The organism is Micromonospora sp. ZG13 (genome assembly GCF_059359355.1).
The window spans coordinates 77,452-101,757 of record NZ_JCADBQ010000012.1 but is presented as its reverse complement, the minus strand read 5'-3'; the positions used below and the strand labels follow the sequence as shown (position 1 = coordinate 101,757).

At 73.5% G+C, this 24,306-nt stretch carries 21 protein-coding genes; 13 read left to right on the top strand and 8 right to left on the bottom strand.

Annotated features, from left to right (window positions below):
- Positions 1 to 260: 260 nt before the first annotated feature.
- From AC5L34_RS22515 to AC5L34_RS22505, 3 genes are all read left to right on the top strand, one after another.
- Positions 261 to 530, top strand: coding sequence for a hypothetical protein (locus AC5L34_RS22515; RefSeq protein WP_250101982.1), 270 nt, complete (start codon positions 261 to 263; stop codon positions 528 to 530).
- Positions 530 to 1,567 carry a hypothetical protein gene (locus AC5L34_RS22510; protein ID WP_441175083.1) on the top strand — a complete coding sequence of 346 codons (1,038 nt, stop codon included), beginning with the start codon at positions 530 to 532 and terminating at the stop codon, positions 1,565 to 1,567. Before AC5L34_RS22515 ends, AC5L34_RS22510 begins: the two co-directional genes overlap by 1 nt.
- Positions 1,568 to 1,734: 167 nt before the next feature.
- Positions 1,735 to 2,412, top strand: a complete 678-nt coding sequence (locus AC5L34_RS22505; RefSeq protein WP_441175082.1) for a hypothetical protein — start codon at positions 1,735 to 1,737, stop codon at positions 2,410 to 2,412.
- Between the two features lie 181 nt (positions 2,413 to 2,593).
- Here AC5L34_RS22505 and AC5L34_RS22500 read toward each other — a convergent pair whose 3' ends face one another.
- Entirely contained in the window at positions 2,594 to 3,763 is a 1,170-nt protein-coding gene (locus tag AC5L34_RS22500) for an acyl-CoA dehydrogenase family protein (protein ID WP_441175081.1), read from the bottom strand.
- 156 nt (positions 3,764 to 3,919) lie between these two features.
- Between AC5L34_RS22500 and AC5L34_RS22495 the strand changes: the two genes are divergently transcribed.
- The 3 genes from AC5L34_RS22495 (at position 3,920) to AC5L34_RS22485 (ending at position 7,069) form a co-directional block, all read left to right on the top strand.
- On the top strand, positions 3,920 to 4,849 hold the full coding sequence (locus AC5L34_RS22495; protein WP_357659591.1) for an LLM class F420-dependent oxidoreductase: 930 nt from the start codon (positions 3,920 to 3,922) through the stop codon (positions 4,847 to 4,849).
- A gap of 397 nt (positions 4,850 to 5,246) precedes the next feature.
- Positions 5,247 to 5,813 (top strand): hypothetical protein, encoded by a 567-nt coding sequence (locus AC5L34_RS22490; protein ID WP_494826841.1) that lies wholly within the window; start codon positions 5,247 to 5,249, stop codon positions 5,811 to 5,813.
- Between the two features lie 14 nt (positions 5,814 to 5,827).
- Entirely contained in the window at positions 5,828 to 7,069 is a 1,242-nt protein-coding gene (locus AC5L34_RS22485) for an FAD-binding protein (RefSeq protein ID WP_441175149.1), read from the top strand.
- On the opposite strand, the gene AC5L34_RS22480 is transcribed toward AC5L34_RS22485, so the two are convergent.
- Both AC5L34_RS22480 and AC5L34_RS22475 read right to left on the bottom strand, forming a co-directional pair.
- Complete coding sequence (locus AC5L34_RS22480; protein WP_441175079.1) at positions 7,066 to 8,214, bottom strand: site-2 protease family protein; 1,149 nt, start codon at positions 8,212 to 8,214, stop codon at positions 7,066 to 7,068. The two genes, AC5L34_RS22485 and AC5L34_RS22480, sit on opposite strands and share 4 nt — an antisense overlap.
- Before the next feature lie 78 nt (positions 8,215 to 8,292).
- On the bottom strand, positions 8,293 to 9,324 hold the full coding sequence (locus AC5L34_RS22475) for a glycoside hydrolase family 113 protein (protein WP_494826839.1): 1,032 nt from the start codon (positions 9,322 to 9,324) through the stop codon (positions 8,293 to 8,295).
- A gap of 131 nt (positions 9,325 to 9,455) precedes the next feature.
- On the opposite strand from AC5L34_RS22475, the gene AC5L34_RS22470 reads away from it, so the two are divergent.
- The 3 genes from AC5L34_RS22470 to AC5L34_RS22460 all read left to right on the top strand — a co-directional run bounded on the left by AC5L34_RS22470 (position 9,456) and on the right by AC5L34_RS22460 (position 13,623).
- The gene (locus AC5L34_RS22470) at positions 9,456 to 10,103 is read left to right on the top strand and encodes a TetR/AcrR family transcriptional regulator (protein WP_494826837.1); all 648 of its coding nucleotides are present in this window, start codon (positions 9,456 to 9,458) and stop codon (positions 10,101 to 10,103) included.
- 120 nt (positions 10,104 to 10,223) lie between these two features.
- A complete protein-coding gene (locus tag AC5L34_RS22465; RefSeq protein ID WP_441175076.1) occupies positions 10,224 to 12,314 on the top strand; it encodes a prolyl oligopeptidase family serine peptidase in 2,091 nt (696 codons plus the stop codon).
- A gap of 178 nt (positions 12,315 to 12,492) precedes the next feature.
- Positions 12,493 to 13,623, top strand: coding sequence for a DUF3103 family protein (locus tag AC5L34_RS22460; protein ID WP_441175075.1), 1,131 nt, complete (start codon positions 12,493 to 12,495; stop codon positions 13,621 to 13,623).
- Between the two features lie 82 nt (positions 13,624 to 13,705).
- Here the strand turns inward: AC5L34_RS22460 and AC5L34_RS22455 are convergent, their stop codons facing one another.
- From AC5L34_RS22455 to AC5L34_RS22445, 3 genes are all read right to left on the bottom strand, one after another.
- Positions 13,706 to 14,491 (bottom strand): hypothetical protein, encoded by a 786-nt coding sequence (locus AC5L34_RS22455; protein ID WP_441175074.1) that lies wholly within the window; start codon positions 14,489 to 14,491, stop codon positions 13,706 to 13,708.
- A 117-nt stretch (positions 14,492 to 14,608) separates the two neighbouring features.
- Positions 14,609 to 15,520 carry a L,D-transpeptidase gene (locus tag AC5L34_RS22450; RefSeq protein ID WP_441175073.1) on the bottom strand — a complete coding sequence of 304 codons (912 nt, stop codon included), beginning with the start codon at positions 15,518 to 15,520 and terminating at the stop codon, positions 14,609 to 14,611.
- 84 nt (positions 15,521 to 15,604) lie between these two features.
- Complete coding sequence (locus AC5L34_RS22445; RefSeq protein WP_494826835.1) at positions 15,605 to 17,053, bottom strand: alpha-amylase; 1,449 nt, start codon at positions 17,051 to 17,053, stop codon at positions 15,605 to 15,607.
- Positions 17,054 to 17,269: 216 nt separating this feature from the next.
- On the opposite strand from AC5L34_RS22445, the gene AC5L34_RS22440 reads away from it, so the two are divergent.
- Positions 17,270 to 18,277, top strand: a complete 1,008-nt coding sequence (locus AC5L34_RS22440) for a hypothetical protein (RefSeq protein ID WP_494826833.1) — start codon at positions 17,270 to 17,272, stop codon at positions 18,275 to 18,277.
- 114 nt (positions 18,278 to 18,391) lie between these two features.
- Positions 18,392 to 19,066 (top strand): cytidylate kinase family protein, encoded by a 675-nt coding sequence (locus tag AC5L34_RS22435; protein ID WP_494826832.1) that lies wholly within the window; start codon positions 18,392 to 18,394, stop codon positions 19,064 to 19,066.
- 60 nt (positions 19,067 to 19,126) lie between these two features.
- Here AC5L34_RS22435 and AC5L34_RS22430 read toward each other — a convergent pair whose 3' ends face one another.
- Positions 19,127 to 19,705: an AAA family ATPase gene (locus tag AC5L34_RS22430; RefSeq protein WP_494826830.1), complete on the bottom strand. Its 579-nt coding sequence runs from the start codon at positions 19,703 to 19,705 to the stop codon at positions 19,127 to 19,129.
- A gap of 205 nt (positions 19,706 to 19,910) precedes the next feature.
- On the opposite strand from AC5L34_RS22430, the gene AC5L34_RS22425 reads away from it, so the two are divergent.
- Together AC5L34_RS22425 and AC5L34_RS22420 are read left to right on the top strand one after the other, a co-directional pair.
- A complete protein-coding gene (locus tag AC5L34_RS22425) occupies positions 19,911 to 21,503 on the top strand; it encodes a ferric reductase-like transmembrane domain-containing protein (RefSeq protein ID WP_494826829.1) in 1,593 nt (530 codons plus the stop codon).
- Positions 21,500 to 22,966, top strand: a complete 1,467-nt coding sequence (locus AC5L34_RS22420) for an NADH-ubiquinone oxidoreductase-F iron-sulfur binding region domain-containing protein (RefSeq protein ID WP_494826828.1) — start codon at positions 21,500 to 21,502, stop codon at positions 22,964 to 22,966. The genes AC5L34_RS22425 and AC5L34_RS22420 overlap by 4 nt, the downstream gene beginning before the upstream one ends.
- Positions 22,967 to 22,992: 26 nt before the next feature.
- On the opposite strand, the gene serS is transcribed toward AC5L34_RS22420, so the two are convergent.
- Positions 22,993 to 24,276: a serine--tRNA ligase gene (serS, locus tag AC5L34_RS22415; protein WP_441175066.1), complete on the bottom strand. Its 1,284-nt coding sequence runs from the start codon at positions 24,274 to 24,276 to the stop codon at positions 22,993 to 22,995.
- Positions 24,277 to 24,306: the final 30 nt, after the last annotated feature.

The window sequence follows — 24,306 nt, the reverse complement described above, 5'->3', positions numbered from 1 at the left end:
CGGCAGCCACCGTCCCGGGCGCCCCGGGCGGATGCCGCCTCACCGACACCGACACCGACGTCCCCGTTCCGGCAGCCACCTCAGCCGCGCGGCAGTCCCGAGACGAGCGCGGCCGGCGAGCCGTACCCAGGTGCCGCCCGGGCCCACGCCGTCGCGTGCCCGGCGGCTGAAGCGTCGCCCGACGCCATCCTCCCCAGCCGGAGCCGGCCGTGGTCACGAGCGGTCAGGTCCGGGGGGGGCCTAGCACGAGAGGAGCCGGCATGGCCGCTCCCACCGCCACCGCATCCCTGAACGCCACCACCTACTCGCCCGGCGACCAGATGATCCTGACGGTCACCTACGGCGACGCCGACACCAAGCCGGTGACCGTCACGATCGTGGTCACCGACGCGCAGGGCAACAGCAGCGCGCCGGTCAAGGTCACCGCCGTCATCGATCCGCTCACCCTCGCCGTCACCGACGACTCGGGCCGCACCTGGACCAGGGCGTCGGACAACGGTTCGGTCGCCGTCTACCGGGCGGTGGCGTGATGCCCCGGGTCACGGTCACGGTGCGCGACAACGGCGGCCGTACCGCCACCGCCAGCGCCGACTACACGATCGCGCCGCCGGTGCTGGGCGGCTACTACCTCTCCGGCGGCGCCGATCCGACGGCCGACATGGCCGGGGGGAACTTCCGCTCGCTGACCCAGTACCGCAGCTTCGCCGACGGCTACACCTTCCCCGGCTACCAACGGCCGTGGCTGATCACCCTCGGCCGGGCCGGGGTGCGGATGAACATGGTGCTGGAGCTGAAGCACTACGGCGCGCCCAACGCCGGGCCGCAAACCTTCACCGTGGACGGCGTCAGCTACACCGTCCCGGCGCCCGCGATGACCATCCAGCAGCGCCCCGGCACGACCTGGCCCCGGGCGTACGGCTACAGCCAGGTCCTGGCCGGGCACTGCGACGGTCTGTTCGCCCGCGCCCTGTCCCAGTACCGGACCCTGGGCTTCGGGGTGAACATCCAGCTCGCCTCCGAGTTGGACACCGACCACGAGTTCGGCACCACCGAGTCCGGCGTCACCTACCCGTGGGCGCAGTCGGATGCCCGCGCGGTGCAGGCGATGACGTACATCGTGAACTGGTTCAAGGCCCGCCAACTGCCCGCCGGCACGACGTTCTCGGTCGGGGTGGGCGGCTTCGACCGGGCGTGCTTCCAGCGCATCCACCCGGAGGCGCTGATGGCCAAGCTCGACTTCCTCCAGTGGAACGCGTACGCCACCAGCCCCACCCACACGGCGCTGGCCCGGTTCCGCCGGGCGAAGGACTGGGCGGTGGCCGATCTCGGCCCCGTCGCCCTCTCCCGACCGGTGATCATCGCCGAGTGGGGCGTACGCGTGGCGGAGGTGCCGGACCAGGCGGCCTGGATCGCCACCGTGCCGGCCGCCGTCGCCCAGCTCAACGCGGAGCGGGGCCCCCGGATCGCGCGGACCAACTACTTCAACTCCGGTTGGGGCACCCTGTCGCCGAAGTCGACGGGGCTGGCCGCGCTGCGGGCGGCGTACGCCACCCGCCCGTACGTCTGAACGGTCGGCCGGAGACCGGCGAGCCGGGCAGGCAGGCGGAACGACGTCGATCATGAAATCCATCGATGGTGGTATAAGATCCGCCGGATCGCGCGCAGGCACGCTCGTGCGCCACCCGGTGCGATGTCCGCCGAGTCCCGCTGCGCCAGGACAGCCATGGAGATCATGTGAAGTTCACTCGTCTCGCCCCTGCGGTGGCCGCTCTCGCGCTCGTGGTCGGCGCCGTGGTCGCCCCGGTGAGCGCCGCGCAGGCGCATCCGACAGCGGACACGGTCAACGTCTATCCGCCGATCCAGGGCGCGTCCACCTGGGACCGGTTCGGCCTCTCCGGGCCTACCTCACACCACATCGTCTTCGGCCACTGGGGATACCCCAACGACTGGGCCGTCGACATCTACCGCAGCCCGGGCGCCACGATCGTCTCGCCGTTCGGCACCAAGACCGCCTCGGGGCACCCGGTCGCCGTCAAGGTGGTCACCGTCCAGGCCGGCTGCGCGACCCGCAATCTCGCCGACGGCGGCTACCGCATCGGGCTCGAGGCCCGGGACACCACGACCGGGCAGATCCTCGGCCGGGCGGACGTGATGCACGTGAACAACAAGCCCGGTGGCATCGTCGTCGGCGCCTCGGTCGGTCCGTGGACCAAGCTCGGCGAGACGGGCCGCTTCCGCTGGTCCAGCTGCTACCAGGTCAACGGTGACAGCGGGGTGCACATCCACCTCGAAGTGATCAACCAGCACCGCTACTCGTGCTACGTGCACCGCGGTGCGAACACCGCCCTGACCGACCTGACCGTGGTGGGCAAGGTCGGCGTGCACTACACGGGGCAGCGGCAGCGCTGCTGACCCGTCGATCGACGGCGGACGGGTGCCCCGGCTCCGGTCGGAAACCGGGGACACCCGCCCGCGCCGAGGCGCCCACGCGCCGCTGAACCCCGGCGCCCCGCGCGCCGCTTGACCCCGGCGTCCGCGCGTCGGCTGCCCGGGCGCCCGCGCGCCGCCGACCGCGCGCCGCTTCACGCCGGCGTCAGTAGGCCAGCTCCACCGGCCGGCCGAGTACCCGCGCGCCGTTGTTGGCGAGCCAGCCCTCCGCCGCCGCCGCGTGCTGACTGAACGTGTGGATGTCGCGGAACCGGCGCTGCAACGGCGACGAGTCCCGGGCCGCCCCGCCGCCGGCCGCCCGGTAGCAGGTGTCGACCGCGGCGGCGGCCCGTTCCGTCACCCAGGGCAGCGCGGCGGAGATCCTCGGGTGCAGCGCGGGGATCGCCGCCGGGTCGGTGGCGCAGGCCGCCCACAGGTCGTCGGCCAGGTCGCGCAGCAGCGCCCGGGCCGCCCGTACGTCGAGGTCGGCGCGGCCGAGTTGGAGGCGGAAGGCGGGCGAGTCGGCGAGCGACTGCCGCGCGTAGAGCCGCTGCCGGCCGCCTTCGAGCAGCGCGACCATGTCGTCCAGCGCGCCCTGCGCGATACCGACGGCGACCGCGCCGAGGTGCAGGACGAAGTGGACCAGCGGCGCCACGAAGCCCGGCCCCGGTACGCAGGGCACCCCGGTGAACAGGTCGAAGCTCTCCTCCACGGGGCAGAACGCGTCCGCCACCTCGACGTCGTGGCTGCCGGTGCCGCGCAGGCCCAGCACGTGCCAGGTGTCGTGGACGGTGACGCGGGAGGCCGGGAAGAGCATGGAGCGCACCGCCGGCGGTGCCCCCGCCGGCCCGGGCAGCGGCGCGCCGCCCTCGGTGAGCACGCAGTTGCCGAAGATCCAGTCGGCGTGCCGGGCGCCGCTGGCGAACGCCCACCGGCCGGTGACCCGGAAGCCGCCGTCGACCTGCTCGGCGTGGCCCTGCGGGGCGAACCCGCCCCCGACCACCACGTCCGGCCCGTCGGCGTAGGCCTTGTCGAACCGGTCGCGGGACAGCATCGCCAGCAGGTGCGGCGTCTCGGCGCCGATCATCACGGTCCACCCGGTGGAGCCGTCGGCCCGGGCCAGCGCCTCCAGCACCCGCAACCCGGTGCGCAGGTCCGCGTCGTACCCGCCGTGGCTGCGGGGGACGAACATCCGGAAGCAGCCGGCGGCCCGCAGCGAGTCGAGCAGGTCGGCCGGGAGCCCACGGGCGGCCTCGATCTCGCCGGCCCGGCGCGACACCTCCGGCAGCAGCGCCTCCACCGCCCCGATCAGCCGGTCCCGGTGCTGGTCCTCCATGCGTCCTCCTCGACTCGTCGCCCGGCCTCCACTCTGGACCTGCTGACGACCCGGGGGCCAGGACCGCCGCTATCGGATCCCCGCCACTTCGCGCGGCGGCACCGCCGGAAGGGGCGGATCGGCGCGCGGGCCCGGCCGGCTCCCTATGCTCGAAGCATGGAACTGCGGATCTTCACCGAACCCCAGCAGGGCGCCACGTACGACGACCTGCTCGCCGTGGCCCGGTGCGCGGAGGAGACCGGCTACGGCGCCTTCTTCCGTTCCGACCACTACCTGAAGATGGGCGCGGTGAGCGGCGACCCCGGCCCGACGGACGCGTGGACGACCCTCGCCGGCCTGGCGCGGGACACCCGGCGGATCCGGCTGGGCACGCTGATGACCGCCGCCACGTTCCGGCTGCCGGGCCCGCTGGCCATCACCGTCGCCCAGGTCGACCAGATGAGCGGCGGCCGGGTGGAGCTGGGCATCGGCACCGGCTGGTACGCCGAGGAGCACACCGCGTACGGCATCCCGTTCCCGTCGCTGGGGGAGCGCTTCGACCGGTTGGCGGAGCAGCTCGCTGTCGTCACGGGGCTCTGGGCGACGCCGCCCGGCGAGACCTTCGACTTCGCCGGAAAGTACTACCCGGTCAGCGACTCGCCGGCGCTGCCGAAGCCGGTGCAGGATCCGCGCCCGCCGATCCTGCTCGGCGGCATGGGCCCGAAGCGTACGCCGCGCCTGGCCGCCCGGTACGCCGACGAGTTCAACCTGCCGTTCGCGTCGGTGGCGGACTCCGTCGCCCAGTTCGACCGGGTCCGGGCCGCCTGCGCGGAGGTCGGCCGGGACGCGGGCGAGCTGTGCTGGTCCAACGCCCTCGTGCTCTGCTGCGGGCGCGACGACGCCGAGGTGGCCCGGCGGGCCGCCGCGATCGGCCGGGAACCGGACGAACTGCGCGAGAACGGCCTCGCGGGGACCCCCGCCGAGGTCGTCGACAAGATCGGCCGGTACGCCGAGATCGGCAGTGAGCGGCTCTACCTCCAGGTGCTCGACCTGGCCGACCTCGACCACCTGGAGCTGGTCGCGGCCGAGGTGAAGCCCCAGCTCTGAGCCGGTGGCACGGTCCGCGCAGCTCCGAGCCGGCGGAAGGGGCTGCCCGGTGGCGCCCGCCCGTCAGGCGCCGCCCGCCGTCAGGCGCCTCCCGGCCGGGGCGCCGGCCCCGGGTGCGGTACCGGGCGCGGTGTGGGCGGAGGCGCCGGGACCGGCCGGGGGCCGGGCGTGGTGCCCGTCGGGTACGCCCCGGCCGGCGGGCCGACCGGAGACACCGGGCCGACGGGACCGCTCTGCGCCAGGCTCTCCGGGCCGTCGGGGCCGGTCTGCGCGCGGCGGCGGGCAACGTCTTCTCGGGCGGCGGGATCGCGGTACGTGTTCATCGTCGCGGCGTTCCCCGATCGCGGCGGGGTAACCGTGCCCGATCGACCGGTTCCGCCCCGCCGGTGCCCGCCGGATGATGCGTGCCGAAGACCGTGGTGTCGAACGGGGGTACGACGTGGAACTGCACCGCACCCGGGGGGCGCTGGTGCTGCCCCTGGTCTGTGTGCTCAGCGGCGGGGTGCTGCTGGCGCTGCCGGGGGAGCACGCGCTGCTGCGCCGGCTGGTCGCCGGTGGCGCCGTACTGCTGGGCGGGAGCGTACTGGCCGGCCTGCTGCGTCCGTTCCGGTTCGTCATCGGCGTCGACGGCCTGACCGTCCGCCGTCCGGGGCTGCGCCGCACGATCGCGTGGACGGAGGTCGAGGCGCTGGCGCTGGCCCGCCCGTCCGCCCGGGAGGGGCTGCCGGCCACGCCGAGACTGCTGCTGGTGCCCGTACCGGGCACGCTGGCCGGGCTCCCGGCCGACGCACGCCATCCGGTCGACGGCCGGGCCGCGGTGGAGCTGCTGGACCTGGCCCGGGTCCGGGAGGAGCCCGCCGAGGTGGCGGCGGCGCTCACCCGGCACGCCGGGGACCGCTTCGTCGACGCGCTCGGCGGCGCGCCGACCGACGAGCGGCCCGCCGAGCGCCGCCGCGTCCCGTGACCGCCGCCGATTCCGTGCCGCGGCGCAACTGGGCGGGCAACGTCCGCTACGCCGCCCGCCGCCACCACGCGCCCGCCTCCCTGGACGAGCTGCGCCGGCTGGTGGCGGGCAGCGAACGCCTCCGTGTCGTGGGCACGGGGCACTCGTTCAACCGCCTCGGCGACACCACCGGCGACCTCGTCTCGCTGGCCGGGCTGCCCGGGACCGTCGCGCTCGACCCGGACCGCCGGGCCGTCACGGTGCCGGCCGCCATGCGGTACGGGGACCTCGCGTCCTGGCTGCACGCGCGCGGGTACGCGCTGGCCAACCTGGCCTCGCTGCCGCACATCTCGGTAGCCGGCGCGATCGCCACCGGCACCCACGGATCGGGCGAGACGATCGGCAACCTGGCCAGCGCGGTCGCCGGGCTGGAACTGGTCACCGCCGGCGGCGACCTGCTGACCGTGGACCGGGCGGCCGACGGGGACACCTTCGCCGGGATGGTCGTCTCGCTGGGCGCGCTGGGCGTCGTCACCCGGGTCACCCTGGACGTGGTGCCGACCTTCGACATCCGCCAGTACGTCCGCCTCGGCCTGCCCCGCGCGGCGTTGGACGCGGCGCTCGCCTCGGCGTACAGCGTCAGCGTCTTCACCGACTGGCGCTCGTCGCGGCTGCGGGAGGTGTGGGTCAAGCAGCGCGCGGACGCGGACCCCCTCCCGGCGGACTGGCTCGACACGACGCCGGCCGACGGGCAACGGCACCCGGTGCCCGGCATGCCGGCGCGCAACTGCACGCCGCAGCTCGGCGAGCCGGGCCCGTGGCACGAACGCCTGCCGCACTTCCGGCTCGGGTTCACCCCCAGCAGCGGGGAGGAGTTGCAGTCGGAGTACCACGTGCCGCGGGCCTCGGCGGCGGCGGCGTTGGCCGCGCTGGACCCGGTGGCGCACCTGATCGCGCCGGTGCTCCAGGTCTGCGAGCTGCGGACGGTGGCCGGCGACGGGCTGTGGCTCAGCCCGAACCACGGGCGGGACAGCCTCGCCATCCACTTCACCTGGACCGCCGACGCGGCGGCGGTGCTGCCGGTGGCGGCGGCGGTGGAGGAGCGGCTCGCGCCGTTCGCGCCGCGCCCGCACTGGGGGAAGGTCTTCGGCCTCGCCCCGGCGGCGGTCGCCGCGGCCTGGCCCCGGTACGCCGACTTCCTCGACCTGGCGCGCCGGCTCGACCCGGCCGGCACGTTCCGCACGGACCTGCTCGACCACTACCTTCCCCGCGACTAGCGGCCGGGCCGGCTGCCCTGCATCTGCTCCCGGAGGCTGCCGCGCTGCACCGCCCGGCTGATGTCGCTCGGCGAGACGATCCCGACGAGCCGGCCGTCGGAGACCACCAGCGCCCGCCCGTCGGCGCACTCGCTGAGCCGGGGGAGCAGCTCGTTGAGCGGCTCGTCCGGCCGGGCGAGCACCAGCTCGTCGGCGCGGCAGGCGACCTCGGCCAGCGTGGTGGCGGCCCGGCGCTCCGCCGGGATGCCGCGTACCCGGTCGAGGGTGACCAGGCCGACGGGGTGGTCGTCCTCGGTCAGCGGCAGCGCCGTGTGCCGGTACGCGAAGAGGTAGTGGTCGACGAAGTCGCCCACCGTCATCTGCCCCGACGCGGTCTGCGGCTGCGGCGTCATCACGTCGGCCACCCGGACGCCCTCCAGCGCGCTGCCCATCCGGGCCTGCCGCTCCTCCATGCCTGCGGCGCCGATGAGGAACCAGCCGATCAGGGCGAGCCAGAGCCCGCCGAAGCCGACGCCGGCCAGGAACTGCCACAGCCCCAGGCCGATCAGCACCGCGCCGAGCACCCAGCCGGCCCGGGCGGCGACCACCGACGCCTTCGTCCGGTCGCCGGTCGCCTTCCAGACCGCCGCGCGCAGCAGCCGCCCGCCGTCGAGCGGGGCGGCCGGCAGCGCGTTGAAGACCGCCAGCAGCACGTTGATGCCGGCCAGCCAGGCCAGCGAGCCCAGCAGCAGCCCTTCCACCCCGGCCACGGCGAGCACCACCGCGATCGCGCCGAAGAAGAGCCCGATCAGCAGGCTCACCAGTGGGCCGACGCCGGCGATGCGCAGCTCAGCGCCCGGGTCGCGCGCCTCGCCGCGCAGCTCGGCCACCCCGCCGAAGAGCCAGAGGGTGATCCCGCCGACCTCCAGCCCGTTGCGCTTCGCGACGATCGCGTGCGAGATCTCGTGGGCGAGCAGGCCGAGGAAGAAGACCACCGCCGCCGCGAGCCCCGCCAGGACGTACGCGGCGACGGGCCGGTCCGGGTAGGCCCGGGGGAACTGGCTGCCGGCCAGCCCCCAGGCGATCAGCACGAAGATGACCAGGACGCTCCAGTTGACCCCGACCGGTACGCCCGCTATCCGGCCGAGCCGGAAACTCGCCCTCATGTTCGGGTACTACCCGCGACGGTCACGTGCATGCCAGGTCAGAAGGTCGTGCTGACCGATGCCGGTGGATACCGTCCTCTACTCGTGCGATTTGTGCGATGACTTCCGATACCGCTGCGCCACTGCGGCGAAGGCGGCCTTGGGTTCCCATTCCATGTCGGGGTAGGTCTGTCCCCGGCACCCTTCGAGGAGCTTGACGATGCCCAGGCTGGCCCGGTCCAGGTCGTCCCTGGGGTCGCCGTCCGGGCGGTGCGGGTAGCCAGGCAGGGCGAACAGGAACACGAACGCGCTGTCCACGCCCTCGGTCTCGAAGATCTCCAGCAGTTCGCTCAGATATGCGGCCTGGCCGGCCTCGTCACGCTCGTACGTGCCGTTGAGCCGCACGGGAGCCCTGGTCTCCGGGTCGTACTCGACCACTTCCAGCACCCGCCCGCCGCGGTCTCCCGCGCCTCGGTAGGCCGCGGTGCCGAACCCGGTGATGGCGAGCGGCTTCGGGCCTCGGGCCAGGGTGCGCACCGCGTCCCGGAACCGGTCGGCGACCTCGGCGGAGCGGATCAGCTCGAACGTCACGATGTCGAAGGGAGCCCAGTCGACCTGCTCGAACTGGATGGAGGCGTAGGTGAGTCCGCCCTGGAAGCGCTCGCGGACCGTGGCTGCGGCCTCGCGGAGGAATGCGTTGATGCGCACGCCGAGCTCGCGTATCGCTCCGGCCCGCCGCTCGGGTTGGCTCATCAGCTGCTCGACCCGCTCCTCGGGGCTCTCTCCGGACAGGAACCCGCGGTTCATCACGCTCAGCTCGACCCCTGCGACGAACACGACTGTGGCCCCCCGCTGCCGGAGCCGTTCCGCCCGCTCGGCGCAGTCGCGGAAGAGCGTCAGGATCTGCTCCGGGTCCAGCTCCAGCGGATAGGGCGAGAACCAGACCTCCAGGCCGAGTTCGGCGGCGGCACCGGCGGCCAGTTCCAGTCGATCCGGGTCGCCGCCGATGATCTGGACCGCGTTGCAGTGCAGGTCGTCGCGGATGATGGCGAGCTCGCGCCGGACCACCGCAAGGTCGAGGTGCTCGCGGGACAGTTGGCCGTGCACGACGAACCCGGTGTCGTAGGTCATCCCTCTTGCTCGCATGGTCACGTCCTCCCTGTTGGTCCCGGTCGGGTCGAGACTGGCAGGAAAAGTGCGTGCACGCAAGTTTGCGTGTACGCAACTTTGGCTCCCGCAGCCCTGCGTGGGACGCTGACGCCGTGACGAGACCACCAGGGCTGCGGGAGCGGAAGAAGCAGGCCACGCGCGAGGCGCTACGCGAGGCGGCCCTGCGCCTGGCCGAGGAGCGCGGACCGGACCAGGTGCGGGTCGAGGACATCGCCGAAGCGGCCGGGGTCTCGCCGCGCACCTACAACAACTACTTCGCCAGCCGGGAGCAGGCGATCGTCTCTGCCGTTACCGCGGACCGGGAGGCGCGCATCGCGGCGGCGGTCGCGGCCCGGCCCGCAGGAGTGCGCCTGGCTGACGCCGTCACCCAGGCAGTGGTCGAGCAGTACACGAACACCGGCGAGCGCGAACACAAGGCGCTGCTGCTGATCACCACCCAGACCGCGCTGCGCGACGCGTTCCTCGACACCACCGCCGGCATCGAGCGCCCTCTCACGGCGGTGATCGCCGAACGCCTGGACCACGCCGAAGCGCACACGGCCCGCGTCCTCGCGGCAAGCGTGGCCGCGGCGGTTCGCATCGCGCTGGAAGGCTGGCTCCGGCCGGCCGGGAACACGGACGCCGCCGAGAGTCTCGCCGCCGGAGGACTGGTCGTGCCCTCCGGCTCACTGGCCGACCAGCTCCGCGCGGCGCTGGCCCCGCTCGCGCCCGCGTTCGACGCCGCCGAGCGGCACACCTAGCCGTGAAGCCGACCCCACCGGTGCGCACGACGGTCAGGGTGGCGGTGAGCCGGGTGGTCGTCGCCATGCCGACAGGTGCCCCGACTCGGGCGTAGGCCTCCCGTCGGGGATAGTGGCGGGGTGGCGAGGCTGACCGTGGAGACCGACGACCCGTACCTCTGGCTGGAAGATCTTGATGGTGCGGACGCCGCGCGGTGGGTGCGGGACCGCAACGCGGAGACCGTGGCGGCCCTGACCGGCGGAGAGGGGTTCGCGGCCCTGCGGGCAGAGCTCCGGCAGGTGCTCGACGCGGACGACCGGATCCCCTATCCCGGTTGGCGCGGGGACCGCCTCTACTACAACTTCTGGACCGACGCGGCGCACCCGCGCGGCATCTGGCGGCGGACGACGCTCGAGCAGTACCGCCGGGCGGAGCCGGAGTGGGACGTGCTGCTCGACCTGGACGCGCTGGCCGCCGAGGAGGGCGAGAACTGGGTCTGGAGCGGGGCGACGGTGCTGCGGCCGGGCTACGGGCGCTGCCTGGTCAGCCTCTCCCGGGGCGGGGGCGACGCGGTCGTGGTGCGCGAGTTCGACCTCGACCGCCGCGTCTTCGTCGAGGACGGCTTCACGCTGCCCGAGGCGAAGAGCGACGTGGGCTGGATCGACGCCGACCACGTCTACGTCGCCACCGACTTCGGGCCCGGCTCGCTGACCTCCTCGGGCTATCCCCGGGTGGTCAAGCGGTGGCGGCGGGGCACGCCGCTGGCCGAGGCCGAGATCGTCCACGAGGGGCACGCCGACGACGTCGCCGTCTGGGCCTCGCACGACCCGACGCCCGGCTTCGAGCGCGACTTCGTGGGCCGCCGGCTGGACTTCTTCCGCTCCGAGCGACACCTGCTGACCGGGACGGGCGAGCGGATCCCGATCGCCGTGCCGGAGGACGCCGAGTGGGACGTGCACCGGGAGTGGCTGCTCGTCCGGCCGCGCTCGCCGTGGGCGGTCGGCGGGGTGACCCACCCCGCGGGCACCCTGCTGGCGACCCGGTTCGACGCGTTCCTCGCCGGCGGGCGGGAGATGACGGTGCTCTTCCGTCCCGACGACCGTACGGCGCTCAGCGGCCACTGCTGGACCCGTGGCCGGCTGATCCTGGCCACCCTCGTCGACGTGCGGAGCCGGCTGGAGGTGCTGACGCCCGACGGGGACGGCTGGCGGCGGGAGCCCCTGCACGGGGTGCCGGAGTTCGACCACAGCGAGGTCGTGGACACCGACCCGGACAACGACGACGCCTACCTGCTCGCCTCGGAGGGGTTCCTCCAGCCGGCCACGCTGCGGCTCGGGCGGGTCGGCGGCGCGGTCGAGACGCTCAGGCGGGCCCCGGCGACCTTCGACGCGGACGGCCTGGCGGTACGGCAGTTCTTCGCCGCCTCGGCCGACGGCACGCGGGTCCCGTACTTCGTGGTGGGGGACCCGGACGCGCCCGCCGCTCCGACGCTGCTCACCGGCTACGGCGGGTTCGAGATCCCCCTGACCCCGCACTACAGCGGGGTCGTCGGGCGGGGCTGGCTGGCCCGGGGCGGCACCTACGTGGTGGCGAACATCCGGGGCGGCGGGGAGTACGGCCCCGGGTGGCACCGGGCCGCGCTGCGGGAGAACCGGCCCCGGGCGTACGAGGACTTCGCGGCGGTGGCGGCCGACCTGGTGACCCGGGGCATCACCACGCCGGAACTGCTCGGCGTCGAGGGCGGCAGCAACGGCGGCCTCCTGATGGGGGTGATGCTGACTCGACAGCCGACGCTGTTCGGGGCGGTCGTCGCGCACGTGCCGGTGCTGGACATGCGGCGCTACCACCGGATGCTGGCGGGCGCGTCGTGGATGGCCGAGTACGGCGACCCGGACGTGCCGGCCGACTGGGAGTTCCTGCGCCGGTACTCCCCGTACCACAACGTCGACGGCGACCGGGCGTACCCGCCGGTCCTGCTCGTCACCTCGACCCGGGACGACCGGGTGCACCCGGGGCACGCCCGCAAGATGGCGGCCCGGCTGCGCGAGTACGGGCACGACGTGTCCTACTACGAGAACGTCGAGGGCGGGCACGGCGCGGCGGCGAACAGCGAGCAGCGCGCCTTCGTCTGGGCGCTGACGCTGGAGTTCCTGTGGCGCAAGCTGGCCGGACGGCCACACCAGCCCCTGCCGCGGCAGGTCGCACCGGCTGACGCGTTGTCCGGTCCGTGACGCTGAGGCTTCCGGTCGGCCCTCCACCCTGCGCGACTACGCCGCGAACCCCTCGGCCTCCGGCCGCGTCCGCAGTGATGTTGACGGCTCCCCGATGGACGTATACCTATGTAGTTATCGTCGTCAATCTCTTGGTCGCCGCCACGAGCCGATGGCCGGGAGACGCAGAGGAGTCCATGTGAACCGACGTACCTTCCGCCGCGCCGTCCTGTCCCTCGGCATCGCGACCACCACCCTGGTCGCGGCGGTCGCCACCCCGGCGTACGCCCGACCCGATGACCGCGCACCGGCACCGGCGGTCGCCGCCGGCCCGGTCTTCGCCATCACCGACGCCGTGGCGCGTCAGGTGGCGGTCACCGATCGGGCGGAGCTGACCCGGTTGGGCGTCGCCGCCGCGAGTGGCCCGGTCGACCTGCTCGCCGCCGGCGTCGACGCCCGGCTCGCCGGCGACCTGCGCGCCGCCAACCAGCGGTTGCTGGTCGCCAAGGGCCTGCCGGGCGGCACGGGTTCGCTGCTGCGGTTGCGGCTGGCCCACCCGGACATGCGCGCGGCACTGGCCCGAGGCGAGGCGCCGCTGGTGGCCGCCACCCCGACCGACGACTCGGCGCCGAGCGTGAGGGCGTACGACCGCTCCGGCGCCACGGTGGTGCTGGACGCCGCACGGGTGCCGCAGCGGCCGGTGCTCGTGGTCGACGTGGACACCGAGCGGGCGCTCACGGCGGGACTGGCGCTGATGCGTCAGGAGTTGGGCGCGCGGGGCATCGACCGGGCGGCTCCGGCGCGACCCGCGACCCGCACCTCCGGGGTGGGCGCCTCGGCCGGCTACTGGGCCACCAAGGTCAACGCCGTCCGGCTGAGCGACGACGAGGAGCCCTGGATCAAGGGGGACGCCGAGATCTACAACCTCGTGGCCGGGTTCGGGCTGGACGGCAAGGTCAAGGTCGACCTGGTGCAGATGCCGTACCTGGACCACGACGGCACCACCTACCACCCGAACCAGCTGCTGGTGCACTTCTCGTCGTACAAGTACAACCTGGCCGACGTGGTCATGATGGAGGACGACGGGGACACCAACTACTCGTCCCTGGTCAAGGCGATCGCGGGCGCCCTGCTGGTGATCGTGGACGGTGGCGCGTACACCCCGCTGGTCAACGCGATCCTGGACGCCATCCCCACCTCCTGGTACACCGACGACCCGGACTTCGTGGACGCCTGGTACACCCTGAGCACCAACAGCAGCGGCCGGAAGCACGGCGCTGGCGCCAACGGCTGGATGGACGTCGCCCCGTACTGGGTCGAGCAGTTCTGACCGGACGTCCGTGACGGGCAGCGGAAGGCCTGTGCGGGTGCACCGATCGGAACACCCACACAGGGCGGGACCCGCCGGCCGGTCAGACGCCCGGGGGCGTGGGGCCCGGGAAGTTGCGCTGCGGGCAGGTGTAGGGGCGGGCGGGGTCGTACCGGTGCAGGGCGACCGCCGTTCCGCCCGGCGGGGTGGTCGCCACCGGCGCGGCGTCCGCGACCATCAGCAGGCCGTGGACGCCGCTGTGGTTCGCGCGGTAGAGCGTGCAGCCCTGGGCGGTGCGCACCACCCCGGACGTGGCGTGCTGATGCCGGGTGCGCAGCCGGGTCGTGCTGTCGTACGGGCTGCTCTCCAGCAGGAAGAACAGCGTGTCGGGGGCGGTGTCGACCCAGAACGCCTCGCCGGCCTTGAGGTGGATGTCCGAGACACTGACCACCTGGGTGCTGCCCAGCGCGGCGAAGGCCAGATCCGGATCGGACGGACCGGTCACCCCGTCGTTGGCCGGGTAGGGCAACGTCGTCGTCGTGTGGGATTGCCGCCACTGCGTGTGGGCGATGGCGGGTCCGTAGCTCGTGCTGGTGCGGGCCTCGTACGACGCCAGGGGCGACAGGTGCGAGTTGACGGCGACGAATTCCGACCGGTTGAAGCCGTAGCCGTAACTGGAGGCGAGCCATCCACCCCACTGGTCGAAGAGGCTGATGTTGTAGTTCGAGGTCGAGTGGACGGCCGCTGCCGCCCAGGCGGGCCGGTCGGCGGTGACGAGATGGTCGGCGCCGGTGGTGGACTGGAGCACGACGCCGTCGTCGAGGACGACCGCGGCGACGGCCGCCTGCGGCATCAGCGTGATCATGGCCGTGGCGGCGGCTGCGGTCACGCCGAGGCGTCTGAGAAAGCGGGACGGGTGACGCACGGTGCCTCCTGGGTGACGGGCGCCCCAGTCTGGCCCGTCGGCGCAAGGCCGTCCCGTGTCCGTCCTCGGGTCCGCGCTTGTTCAGGCCGTCGGGGGCGGGGCGGGCAGCTCGTCGACCACGACGACCTCGGTGCCGGGGCGTACCTCGGCCAGCAGCTCCCGCTGCCCGCTCTTCGTGAGCCGGATGCAGCCGTTGGTGGTCTTCTTTCCCAGCTCGCCGTCGTGGTACCAGCTGTGGATGCCGATGTGCGCCCCGCGCAGGCCCGCCGGCACCGAGTCCGGGTCGTCGGGCACGGAGCCGAGGGCGAAGATGTCGACGCCCCCGTACACGCTCTGCGGCGGCGGCGTGCGGCCCAGGATGAAGGTCCGGCCCAGCGGCGTCTCCTGGCCGCGCTGGCCGAGGCTGACCTCCCAGCTGCGCACGGCCCGGCCGGCGCGGTACCAGGTGAGGCGGTGCGGCTCGCGCTCGATCACGATCTGGTCGCGCAGCGCCACGGTGGTGTGGCCGCCGGGCGGCAGCCAGGCGAGCGTGCGGTTGGCCGAGGGGAGCAGCACCGCCACCCAGCCGGCCCGCCGCTGGGCGATCGGCATGGTCAGTTCGACGCCGCTGATGGTGGGGTCGAGGAAGGCCAGCGGCCGGCCGCCGGGGGCGGTGTAGGCGGCGATGCGGCGGGTCGGGTGCAGGCCCTCGGTCAGGGGCGTGGTGGCCAGGGTGTCCGGGTCGGCCGGGAAGCCGGTGGGCGCGGGGCCGTAGTCGACCACCGGCAGATCGTCCGGCGCGGGCGCGGCGACGGGCACCCGCTCGGGCGTCGGCGCCGCGCCGGTCGGGGCCGCGCGGGTCGGGGACACGGATGGCCCGGCTACCGGCGGCGCGGTGGGCGCGGCCCCGGGGGTCAGCGCCCAGCCCGTGGCCCCGGCCGCCAGCAGGAGCAGGGGTACGCCGACGGCGGCCAGCGCCCGGACGTGTCGCCGGTTCATTCGGTCAAAACGCACAAACAAACTGTAAAGGATGCAGAACGGTGAAACCCCGTCCCGGCCGGAATGTCGGCCGGGACGGGGTCGTGACGGGCGGGACGCTCAGCTCAGCCGGGCGCCCGCGTGGATGGCGATCGCGTCGTGGGCCGGCACGTTCGCGGCGAACCAGCCGCCGCCGTCCACGGTGATCACCGGCCCGCTGCACGTGCCGTTGCTGAAGGTGCCGTGGATGACGTCGCAGTAGCGGCCGGCCGGCAGCCCGCTCTGGTACGACCGACCGTTCACCGCGTAGTCCTCGTCGTTGATCGTGACGAAGCCCTTGCCGGTCCGGCCGAAGGCGATGTGGTTGTTGCCGTTGTCGTACCAGTTGACGACGCCGGATCCCTCGGTGGCGTTGCGGAAGCCGACCATGTTGGCGATGACCGGCCAGCGGTGCTCGCACTCCCAGCCGGAGTAGCAGGTGGCGTTGAGGGTCCGCCCGGAGCTGTCCGAGGGCGGGCCCTGGTCGCGCTGGCTGTAGGTGTAGCTCGACATCACCGTCGGGGAGCCGTACGGCCAGGCGAGCATGAACGCGTTGGCCAGCGCGTAGATGCCCCGGTCGCGGTAGGTCAGCACCCCGCCGACGTCGCGCTGGGTGTCGTGGTTGTCCACGAAGACGGCCGCCGAGGCGCTGGGCAGGTGCCCCCAGCCCTCGCCGAAGTTGCGCAGGTAGGCCAGCTTCTCGGAGCGGAAGACCCGGGCCAGGTCCTTGCCGTAGCGGAACTCGTGCACGTCGCCGTTGCCGGTGTACTCGCCCGGCTGGATCGGCTCACCGGCGCCGTGGATCACCTCCTGCACCATGTACGCCGAGCGTGACAGCTTGCCCTTGATGGCGGCGATGTCGGCGGCCGGCATGTGCTTGCTGGCGTCCATCCGGAAACCGTCGACGCCGAGCGAGAGCAGGTCGTTGAGGTAGCCGGCGATCTTCGTACGGACGTAGTCCGACTCGGTCTTCAGGTCGGCGAGGTTGACCAGCTCGCAGTTCTGCACCTCCCACCGGTCGTTGTAGTTGGCGATGTCGTCGCCGCCGTTGCGACCGCAGTGGTGGAAGTCCTGCGTCTGGTAGATCCCGGGGTAGTCGTAGTGCCCGTACGACGAGCCGGCCCAGCCGGTGCCGCCGTTGTCCTGCCCCGACATGTGGTTGACGACCGCGTCGACGACCACCTTCACGCCGGCCGCGTGACACGCGTCGACCATGGACTTGAACTGGGCGCGGGTGCCCTTGCGGGACTCGATGCGGTAGCTGACGGGCTGGTAGGCCAGCCACCACTGCGAGCCCCGGACGTGCTCCTGGGGCGGCGAGACCTGCACCCACCCGTAGCCCTTCGGGCCGAGGGTGGTGCGGCACTCGTTCGCCACCGAGGACCAGTTCCACTCGAAGAGGTTGGCGATGACCTTCTTGCCGCCTGCCGGGGCCGCTGCGGCCGGGGGCGCCGTCGCGGCGGTGGGGACGATCAGGCCGGCGATCACGCCGAGGGCGACGATCGCCGACAACCGTCGACGTCTCTGCATGGGAGGACTCCTGACGGGGGTGTGGGGGGACGGGCGGTGGCGAGGCCGGGGAAGGGCCCGGCCGTGCCGGGATCTTGCAGTGGAGCTTGAAAATTTCCGAAAGGTTACAAGCGCATTGCAAGCGCTGTCAATGCATGGGCATGTGTGGATGTTTTCGGGCGGGCCCGGTCCGTCGTCCTGATCCCGCGGGCGTTCCCATTCGCGTGACGGTCAGCCGTGCCCGCGCTCGTGTCGCCATGGCCCGGGTCTGCGGCGGCCGCCGACTACGATCAGCGGGTGCGGAGGACAGGCGTCGTGAGGCGGGTGAATGACGGCGCGTCGGACCTGGTGCTCGAGGTCGGTGGTGGCGTCCGACCCGAGCTTGCGGTCCATGTCGCTGGAGGCGGTCGCATTCTGCTACGGCAGGGCGACCAGGTGGTTCTCCTGGCGAAAGTGCACCAGGACCACGCGGGAGTCGAATACCTGACCACCGGCCGCTTCCGGCCGTTGATCGCACCGATGCGGTCGGTGCACGCCGAGGCGACAGCCGATGCTGGTGGCGGAGGTCGGAGCCGAAGGTGGGCGCACTACTTCGCCTCTGCCTTGCAGGCCGCAGACCAGAGCCCGCTCTACGACGGTCGGTGGCTTCTCAGCGCAACCGCTACCCACCTGGAACACACTCCCTGGGCTCGGTCGTCCGCGCACCGGTGGGCGACCTTGTTGCTGACCGAGAATCCCGGTGAGATCGACTGGTTCTCCCGGCAGGGCGGGTGGCAGGTGCTGCCGCTGCGCCGGTTGAGTGGCGCGACCGACGCGCGGGTCAAGGCATATCGCAAGCAGGCGAGGGCCGGCATCCTGCCCCCTGTGCTGCTCTGGTGGATCAGCGGCCTGGACTGCTACGTCATCCTCGACGGTCATGACCGGATCCTGGCCGCCGTCGCCGAGGAACAAGAACCGCCCCTCATCGCGCTGGCCAGCGTCGACCGGCACCGCCAGGAGACCCACTCGCAGGTCGCCGTCGACCGATATCGCACCGAACAGCAGCTGATACCGCCGGGCAATGTCGAAGCCCTGGCGATGTCCAGCCGATGCCTCGCACGGACGCTGATCGAGATCCGCACGGACTATCACCCCACTCGCGCCTGGATGCTGCCTGGCGGCCGTGCTGCCTGGGATGCCACCTCGCGAGCGGTCGGCCCCGGCTGGTGCGAACGCCTCAGACACTCGACCGGCTACGCACCTTGACAAGCCGCGGCGACAGCCCAACCAGCGGCCATGATCGAGTGCGCCTCAGGAGACCGGCGCGCGTGAGGTCGGCTCGACACGGGGACCTTCGCAGGACTGGGACGGGGGCAGGATATGGACCAGGGCACCCGCGACGAGATGCTCGGCCGCCTGGCTGAGGCAGTCGGGTCCGTCTCAGTCACACATCCGACGCGGGTTGCCGTCGACGGGCCGCCCGCGACGGGCAAGACCACGCTCGCCGACGAGCTGGCCGTCGTCCTGCGCAAACAGGGCCGCGACGTCATCCGCGCGACGATCGACGATTTCCTCTTCCCCCGGGCACAGCGCTACCCGCGCGGCGAGTACTCGGCCGAAGGCTGCTACTTCGACACCCACGACCACGACGCGCTGAACCGGGTCCTGCTCGATCCGCTCGGCCCGGGCGGAGACCGACGCTTCCAGAACGCGGTGTACGACCGCACCGCGGACACTGCGCTGTCCCCGCCGGTCACGACCGCCCCCGCCGACGCCGTGCTGCTCTTCGACGGCGTCTTCCTCATGCGCCCGGAACTGACAGATCGGTGGGACCTGCGCGTCTTCGTGTCGACCGCGCTCGAGAAGACCGTGGACCGCGCGGTGATCCGAGAACGCCGGGTGTCGTCCCGCGCCGACGTCGAACGGCGCTGGCGCGAGCGTTACATCCCCGCCCAGCAGCTCTACTTCGCTACGGTCCGCCCGACCGATCACGTCGACGTCATCGTGCACAACGACGACCCCCAGCGGCCGGCCTGGGAGAGCCGGCCACACTGACCGTGTTCGATGCAACGTGAGCGGCTGTCCGCGCCTGGCACAGACCGCGACGGGTCCGCCCTACGCCGTGATCCGGATCAACTCCGCGGCTTGGGCCGGGCTCATGCCCTCGGCCTCACCGGGCACGTCGACGACAACGGTGATCCCTTCATCGAGCAGCCGGGCGCGGTCCGTGTGCAGTGCCGCGACCGCTGCGTAGCGCAGAACATCGTCAAGGGGCACGCGTGCGTGGCCGAGGCGCTCCGCGTTGCGGTGGACCAGGATCTCGGCGGCCACCCGGAACCGCAACGCCGTGACCGGGCGGCCGTACCGCCTGGCCCAGAAGATCATCCTGATTCGCGCGTCGGGTATGACGTTGGTGGCATCGACCACCACGGGAAGGGCCGCCTCCAGCCGCGCCGCGACGCGTCGGTCCATCTCGTCGAAGACCACCGGATCGTCGCTGACGTCGACGCGGTTTCCGACCAACTCGCTGCGGATGGAGTCACAGGAGACGACCCCATCCCGGTCCAGCTGACCGCGCTCGATCCAGGCGCGGGCGAAGGAGGACTTGCCCGAGGCGGGCGGTCCCACCAACAGGATGAGCCCGTTCGGCACGCCGTCGTTGTCTCGGCCGACAGCATCAGTCATGATCGACATCTACCTCCCGCAGCATGATGTGGTCAATGGGCGGTGCCGATCCCGGCCATCCGACGGTGCACCAGTTGCCGACCGAGGTGCGGTGCCACAGACCTCTGAGGATCACGCGCGGGCCCGCCGGTTCGACGTCGGCGTGAGGAATTTCCGCGCGGCGGTGATCCGCCCGCCGCGCCGGTCCGTACTCGATGGGGAACAGGGTCGGCCGGTGGTGCGCCGCCGCGAGACGATCGAGGAGCAGATGGCCCGGGCACAACGGAACCAGAAGCCGCCCACCGTCCGGACCACCAGCACCAGCCGGGGGGCTCGCAGCGGGTCCCGGTCCGCGGTGGCCCTGCTGACCGCGTCCGCGCTCGCCGCGCTGTGGGCCGCCACCATGCTGACCGGCGCCGGCTCGACGGCGTACGCGTACGGCTTCTTCTTCACGGAGTTCTTCGCGGGCGTCGTCGCCCTGGTGGCGCTGAGCCTCACCGTGATGATGGGGCTGCTCGCCACCGACCGGCTGGTGCTGCTGATCCGCCACCGGGTGCTGCTCCAGTCCGCGCACCGGGCCACCGGCATCCTCGGCGTCGCCGGACTGGTCTGCCACGTACTCACGAAGATCGCCACCGGCCGCGCGGCGAGCACCGACGCGGTGGTCCCCTTCGTCGGCGGGCGGGGCCTCTACGTCGGTCTCGGCACGGTGGCCGCGCTGCTGATGGTGAGCGTGCTCTGGACCGGGATCGTCCGGGCCCGCTTCGCCGGGGTCGGTCCGAAGTGGCTCTGGCGAACGCTGCACTCAGCCGCGTACCTCTCCTGGCCGTTCGCCATCGTGCACGGCCTCAACGCCGGGCGGCCCGCGAAGCCCTGGGTGGTGCTGAGCTACCTCGCCTGCGTGCTGCTGGTCGTGCTGGCGCTGCTGGTGCGCCTCTCCGTCAGCCTCGGCCGGCGCCGCCGCGAGCAGCACCAGGCCGCCGCGATGAACCGGGCCCTCGCCGGCCGACCGGCGGAGGACGCCCCGGGCCGGTCGCTGCTGCGGGGCCTGACCCGACGCGCCGACCGGGCGGCGAAGCCGGACGGGCGCGCGGGCGCCTGGGCCGGCGCCACGGTCACCGGCTCCTGGCCCGCCCCCGTCGCGCGGCGCCGCGACCCCGACCGGTTCACCGTGCCGGTCGTGCCCGAGCCCGGCACGCTCCGCGACCCGGCCCGCCCCCGCCGTCGCGAGGACGCCCCCGTCCCAGCCGCCCGGCGCCGGGAGGAGACCGCCCCGGTCGGACGGCGCCGCGAGGAGACCGCCCCGGCCGGTCGCCGGTACGCCGAGGAACCCGCGCCCACCGGACGCCGCCGACGCGGGGAGGAGCCCGGCCCGGCCGGCCGCCGGTACGCCGAGGAGCCCGCCCGCCGCGACCGGGCCGAGCGGGACGCGGAGCGGCGCTACTCCGCACCGCCCCGCCGCCGGGAGGAGCCCGAGGAGCCCTGGGACAGCCCCCGGCGCTGGCAGTCCGGCGACCCGGTCTCGGCGGAGCCGGTCTCGGCCGGGCCGGTCTCCTCCGCCTCGGTCTCGGCGGCGCCGCGCAGCGGCGGCGGGCGGCACAGCGCCGAGGACGACCTGGACCTCGAACCGGACTACTGGCGGCCCCCGGTCCGGTACGTCCCCGAGGAGGTCCCGCTGCCGGCCGACGACACCCCCACCCTGGTCGACCTCGCCTCCCGGCGGGCGCGCCGGGCAGCCGGCGAGAGCCGGTCGGCGCGCCGCCGCCGCGTGAACGCCGACGCGGTCGACGGGGCGTACTGGGCGGGGCTGCGGGGCGAGGCGAAGTGACGCGGACGACCGTGCCCCCGGTGGCCTGCGTCGGCGAGCCCCGGCTCACCGCCGGCTTCGCCGAGTACGGCCGGCTCGACCTGCCCGCCCACGAGGAGGTGCACGGGCCGGTCGGGCCGATGGAACCGGCCACCCTGCTCCGGCTCGCCGAGGGAGTCCAGCTCAAGGGCAAGGGGGGCGCGGGCTTTCCGTTCGCGAGGAAGCTCCGCGCGGTGCTGGAGTCCTGCGAACGGCGGGACCTTCCGGCGGCGGTGGTGGTCAACGCCACCGAGGGCGAGCCGGCGAGCTGGAAGGACAAGGTGCTGCTCACCCGGGCCCCGCACCTGATCCTCGACGGCGCCGCGCTGGCCGCGTACGCGCTGGACGCCGACGAGATCGTCGTGGGGGTGGCCGACGACGGGGTGGGCCGCGCCTCCCTGGCCGAGGCGCTGGAGGAACGCCGGATGCCGGTGCCCACCAGCATCGTCACCGTGCCGCACCGGTTCATCTCCGGCGAGGGCGGCGCCCTGGTCAACGGCATCAACGGCCTGCCGCACATCCCGCCGGGCACCAAGCGGCGCTCCAGCGACTCCGGCGTCGGCGGCCTGCCCACCCTGCTCTCCAACGCCGAGACGTACGCCCAGCTCGCGGTCGCCGCCCGCCTCGGCCCGTACGAGTACGCGGCGCTCGGCACCGACGACGAGCCCGGCACCGTGCTGCTCACCGTCACCGGCGCGGCGGGCCGACCGGCGGTGGTGGAGTGCGCGGCCGGCACCGCGCTGCGGGAGATCCTCGACCTGTGCGAGGTGCCCGACGGCCCGGGCGTCCTGACGGGCGGCTACCACGGCAGGTGGATCACCCGGGAGGCCGCCGACCGGGCGGAGATATCCCGTAAGGGGCTGGCGGCCGTGGGCGGCACCCTCGGCGCCGGCATCGTCGTCCCGCTCGGCGCGGACACCTGCCCGCTCGGCGAGGCCGCCCAGGTGGTGCGCTACCTGGCCGGCGAGTCCGCGGGGCAGTGCGGCCCGTGCCGGATGGGCCTGCCCGACCTGGCCCGCGCCGTCGACCTGGCGGTCGCCGGCAGCGCCCCGGTGGAGGTGGTCCGCGCCGCCGCCGGCGACGTGAAGGGCCGCGGGGCGTGCAGCCACCCCGACGGTACGGCCCGCTTCGCGCTCTCCGCGATGGAGGTGTTCGCCGAGGACCTGCGGCTACACACGACCGGCGAGGGCTGCGGCCGGCGGGTCAGGGCGGTGATGGGGCTGCCCGGCGCGCCCGACGCGGATCCGCAGCGGCTCACCCTCGACTGGTCCCGCTGCGACGGGCACGGGCTGTGCGCGCACGTCGTGCCGGACTTCATCCGGCTCGACGGCAACGGCTACCCCGCCTTCCCGCCCACTCCCGTGCCGACGTGGCTGCGCGACGGCGCCCGCAAGGCGGTCAAGGTCTGCCCCGAACTCGCGCTGCGCCTCACCCCCGCCCCCTGAGCGGGGGCGGGGGTGAGGCCGGCGGGTCAGCGGGGGGTCAGGCGGTCGGTGCCCAGGCGGGCCTGGAGGACCTCGGGCACCAGCACCGAGCCGTCGGGCTGCTGGAACTGCTCCAGGATGGCGGGGAAGAGGCGGCTGGTGGCCAGCGCCGACCCGTTGAGGGTGTGCACGAACCGGGTCTGCTTGCCGCCCGGCTCGCGGTAGCGGATGGCCGCCCGGCGCGCCTGGTAGTCGCCGGCCCAGGAGACCGACGACACCTCCTTGTACTTGCCGGTGCTCGGCATCCACACCTCGATGTCGAGGGTCTTCTTCATCGAGGCGCTGGCGTCGCCGGCCGACAGCAGGGTGCGCTGGTAGTGCAGGCCCAGCTTCTCGACCAGGCTCTCCGCGTGCAGCAGCATCTTCTCCAGCGCGGCGTCGGCCTGCTCCGGCAGGCAGAACTGGAAGATCTCCACCTTGTTGAACTGGTGGCCCCGGACGGTGCCCCGTTCGTCGGAGTGCGAGCCGGCCGCCTCACGCCGGTAGCACGGGGTGTACGCGAACGCCTTCAGCGGCAGCTTCGCCGTCTCCAGGATCTCGTCCTGGTAGGCCCCGAGGATCGCCGTCTCCGAGGTGGGCAGCAGGAACTGCCCGCGCGGGGCGGACTCCCGGTCCAGGTGGTAGACGTCGTCGTAGAACTTCGGGAACTGCCCGGCGGCGAACCCGGCGGTGTCCAGCAGCAGGTGCGGCGGGAGCAGGAACTCGTAGCCGGCCCGGATGTGCTCGTCGACGAAGAAGTTCAGCAGCGCCCACTCCAGCCGGGCGCCCATGCCGGTGTACATCCAGAAGCCGGAGCCGCCGAGCTTGACCCCGCGCTCGTGGTCGACCAGGCCCAGCATCCGGCTCAGCTCGACGTGGTCGCGGACCTTCTCGATCGCCGGCGGCTCGCCGAAGGTCCGGACGACCCGGTTGGCCTCCTTGCCGCCGGGCACCACGTCGTCGGCCGGCAGGTTGGGCAGCTCGCTCATCACGGTGCGCAGCCGAGCCTGCACCTCGTCCAGCTCGGACTCCAGCTCGGCGAGCTGCTTGCGGCCCGCCTCCGGCGCGGAGACCTCCGGCTCGGTGCCGGCGCGCTTCGCCGCCGCGTAGGCGCGCGCCTCGGCCTTGCGGCGCTGCCGTTCGCCGTCGATCCCACTGATCAGGGCGCGGCGTTCCTGGTCGAGCCGCTGGATCTCGTCCAGGGCGCGGTTGACCTCGGCGGGATCCAGTCGCTTCGCCAGCGCGGTCGCCACCGCCTCGCGATCCTTCCGGATCAACTCCATGTCGAGCATGCTGCTCCGTACGCTCCGTCCGGACGTCGG

What these genes read in the sequence shown, in the direction of transcription:
- AC5L34_RS22515 (WP_250101982.1), top strand. Translation starts at nt 261, where the DNA reads ATGGCCGCTCCCACCGCCACCGCATCCCTGAACGCCACCACCTACTCG.
- AC5L34_RS22510 (WP_441175083.1), top strand. Translation starts at nt 530, where the DNA reads ATGCCCCGGGTCACGGTCACGGTGCGCGACAACGGCGGCCGTACCGCC.
- AC5L34_RS22500 (WP_441175081.1), bottom strand. Translation starts at nt 3,763, where the DNA reads ATGGAGGACCAGCACCGGGACCGGCTGATCGGGGCGGTGGAGGCGCTG.
- AC5L34_RS22495 (WP_357659591.1), top strand. Translation starts at nt 3,920, where the DNA reads ATGGAACTGCGGATCTTCACCGAACCCCAGCAGGGCGCCACGTACGAC.
- AC5L34_RS22490 (WP_494826841.1), top strand. Translation starts at nt 5,247, where the DNA reads ATGATGCGTGCCGAAGACCGTGGTGTCGAACGGGGGTACGACGTGGAA.
- AC5L34_RS22480 (WP_441175079.1), bottom strand. Translation starts at nt 8,214, where the DNA reads ATGAGGGCGAGTTTCCGGCTCGGCCGGATAGCGGGCGTACCGGTCGGG.
- AC5L34_RS22475 (WP_494826839.1), bottom strand. Translation starts at nt 9,324, where the DNA reads ATGACCTACGACACCGGGTTCGTCGTGCACGGCCAACTGTCCCGCGAG.
- AC5L34_RS22445 (WP_494826835.1), bottom strand. Translation starts at nt 17,053, where the DNA reads ATGCAGAGACGTCGACGGTTGTCGGCGATCGTCGCCCTCGGCGTGATC.
- AC5L34_RS22435 (WP_494826832.1), top strand. Translation starts at nt 18,392, where the DNA reads ATGGACCAGGGCACCCGCGACGAGATGCTCGGCCGCCTGGCTGAGGCA.
- AC5L34_RS22430 (WP_494826830.1), bottom strand. Translation starts at nt 19,705, where the DNA reads ATGTCGATCATGACTGATGCTGTCGGCCGAGACAACGACGGCGTGCCG.
- serS (WP_441175066.1), bottom strand. Translation starts at nt 24,276, where the DNA reads ATGCTCGACATGGAGTTGATCCGGAAGGATCGCGAGGCGGTGGCGACC.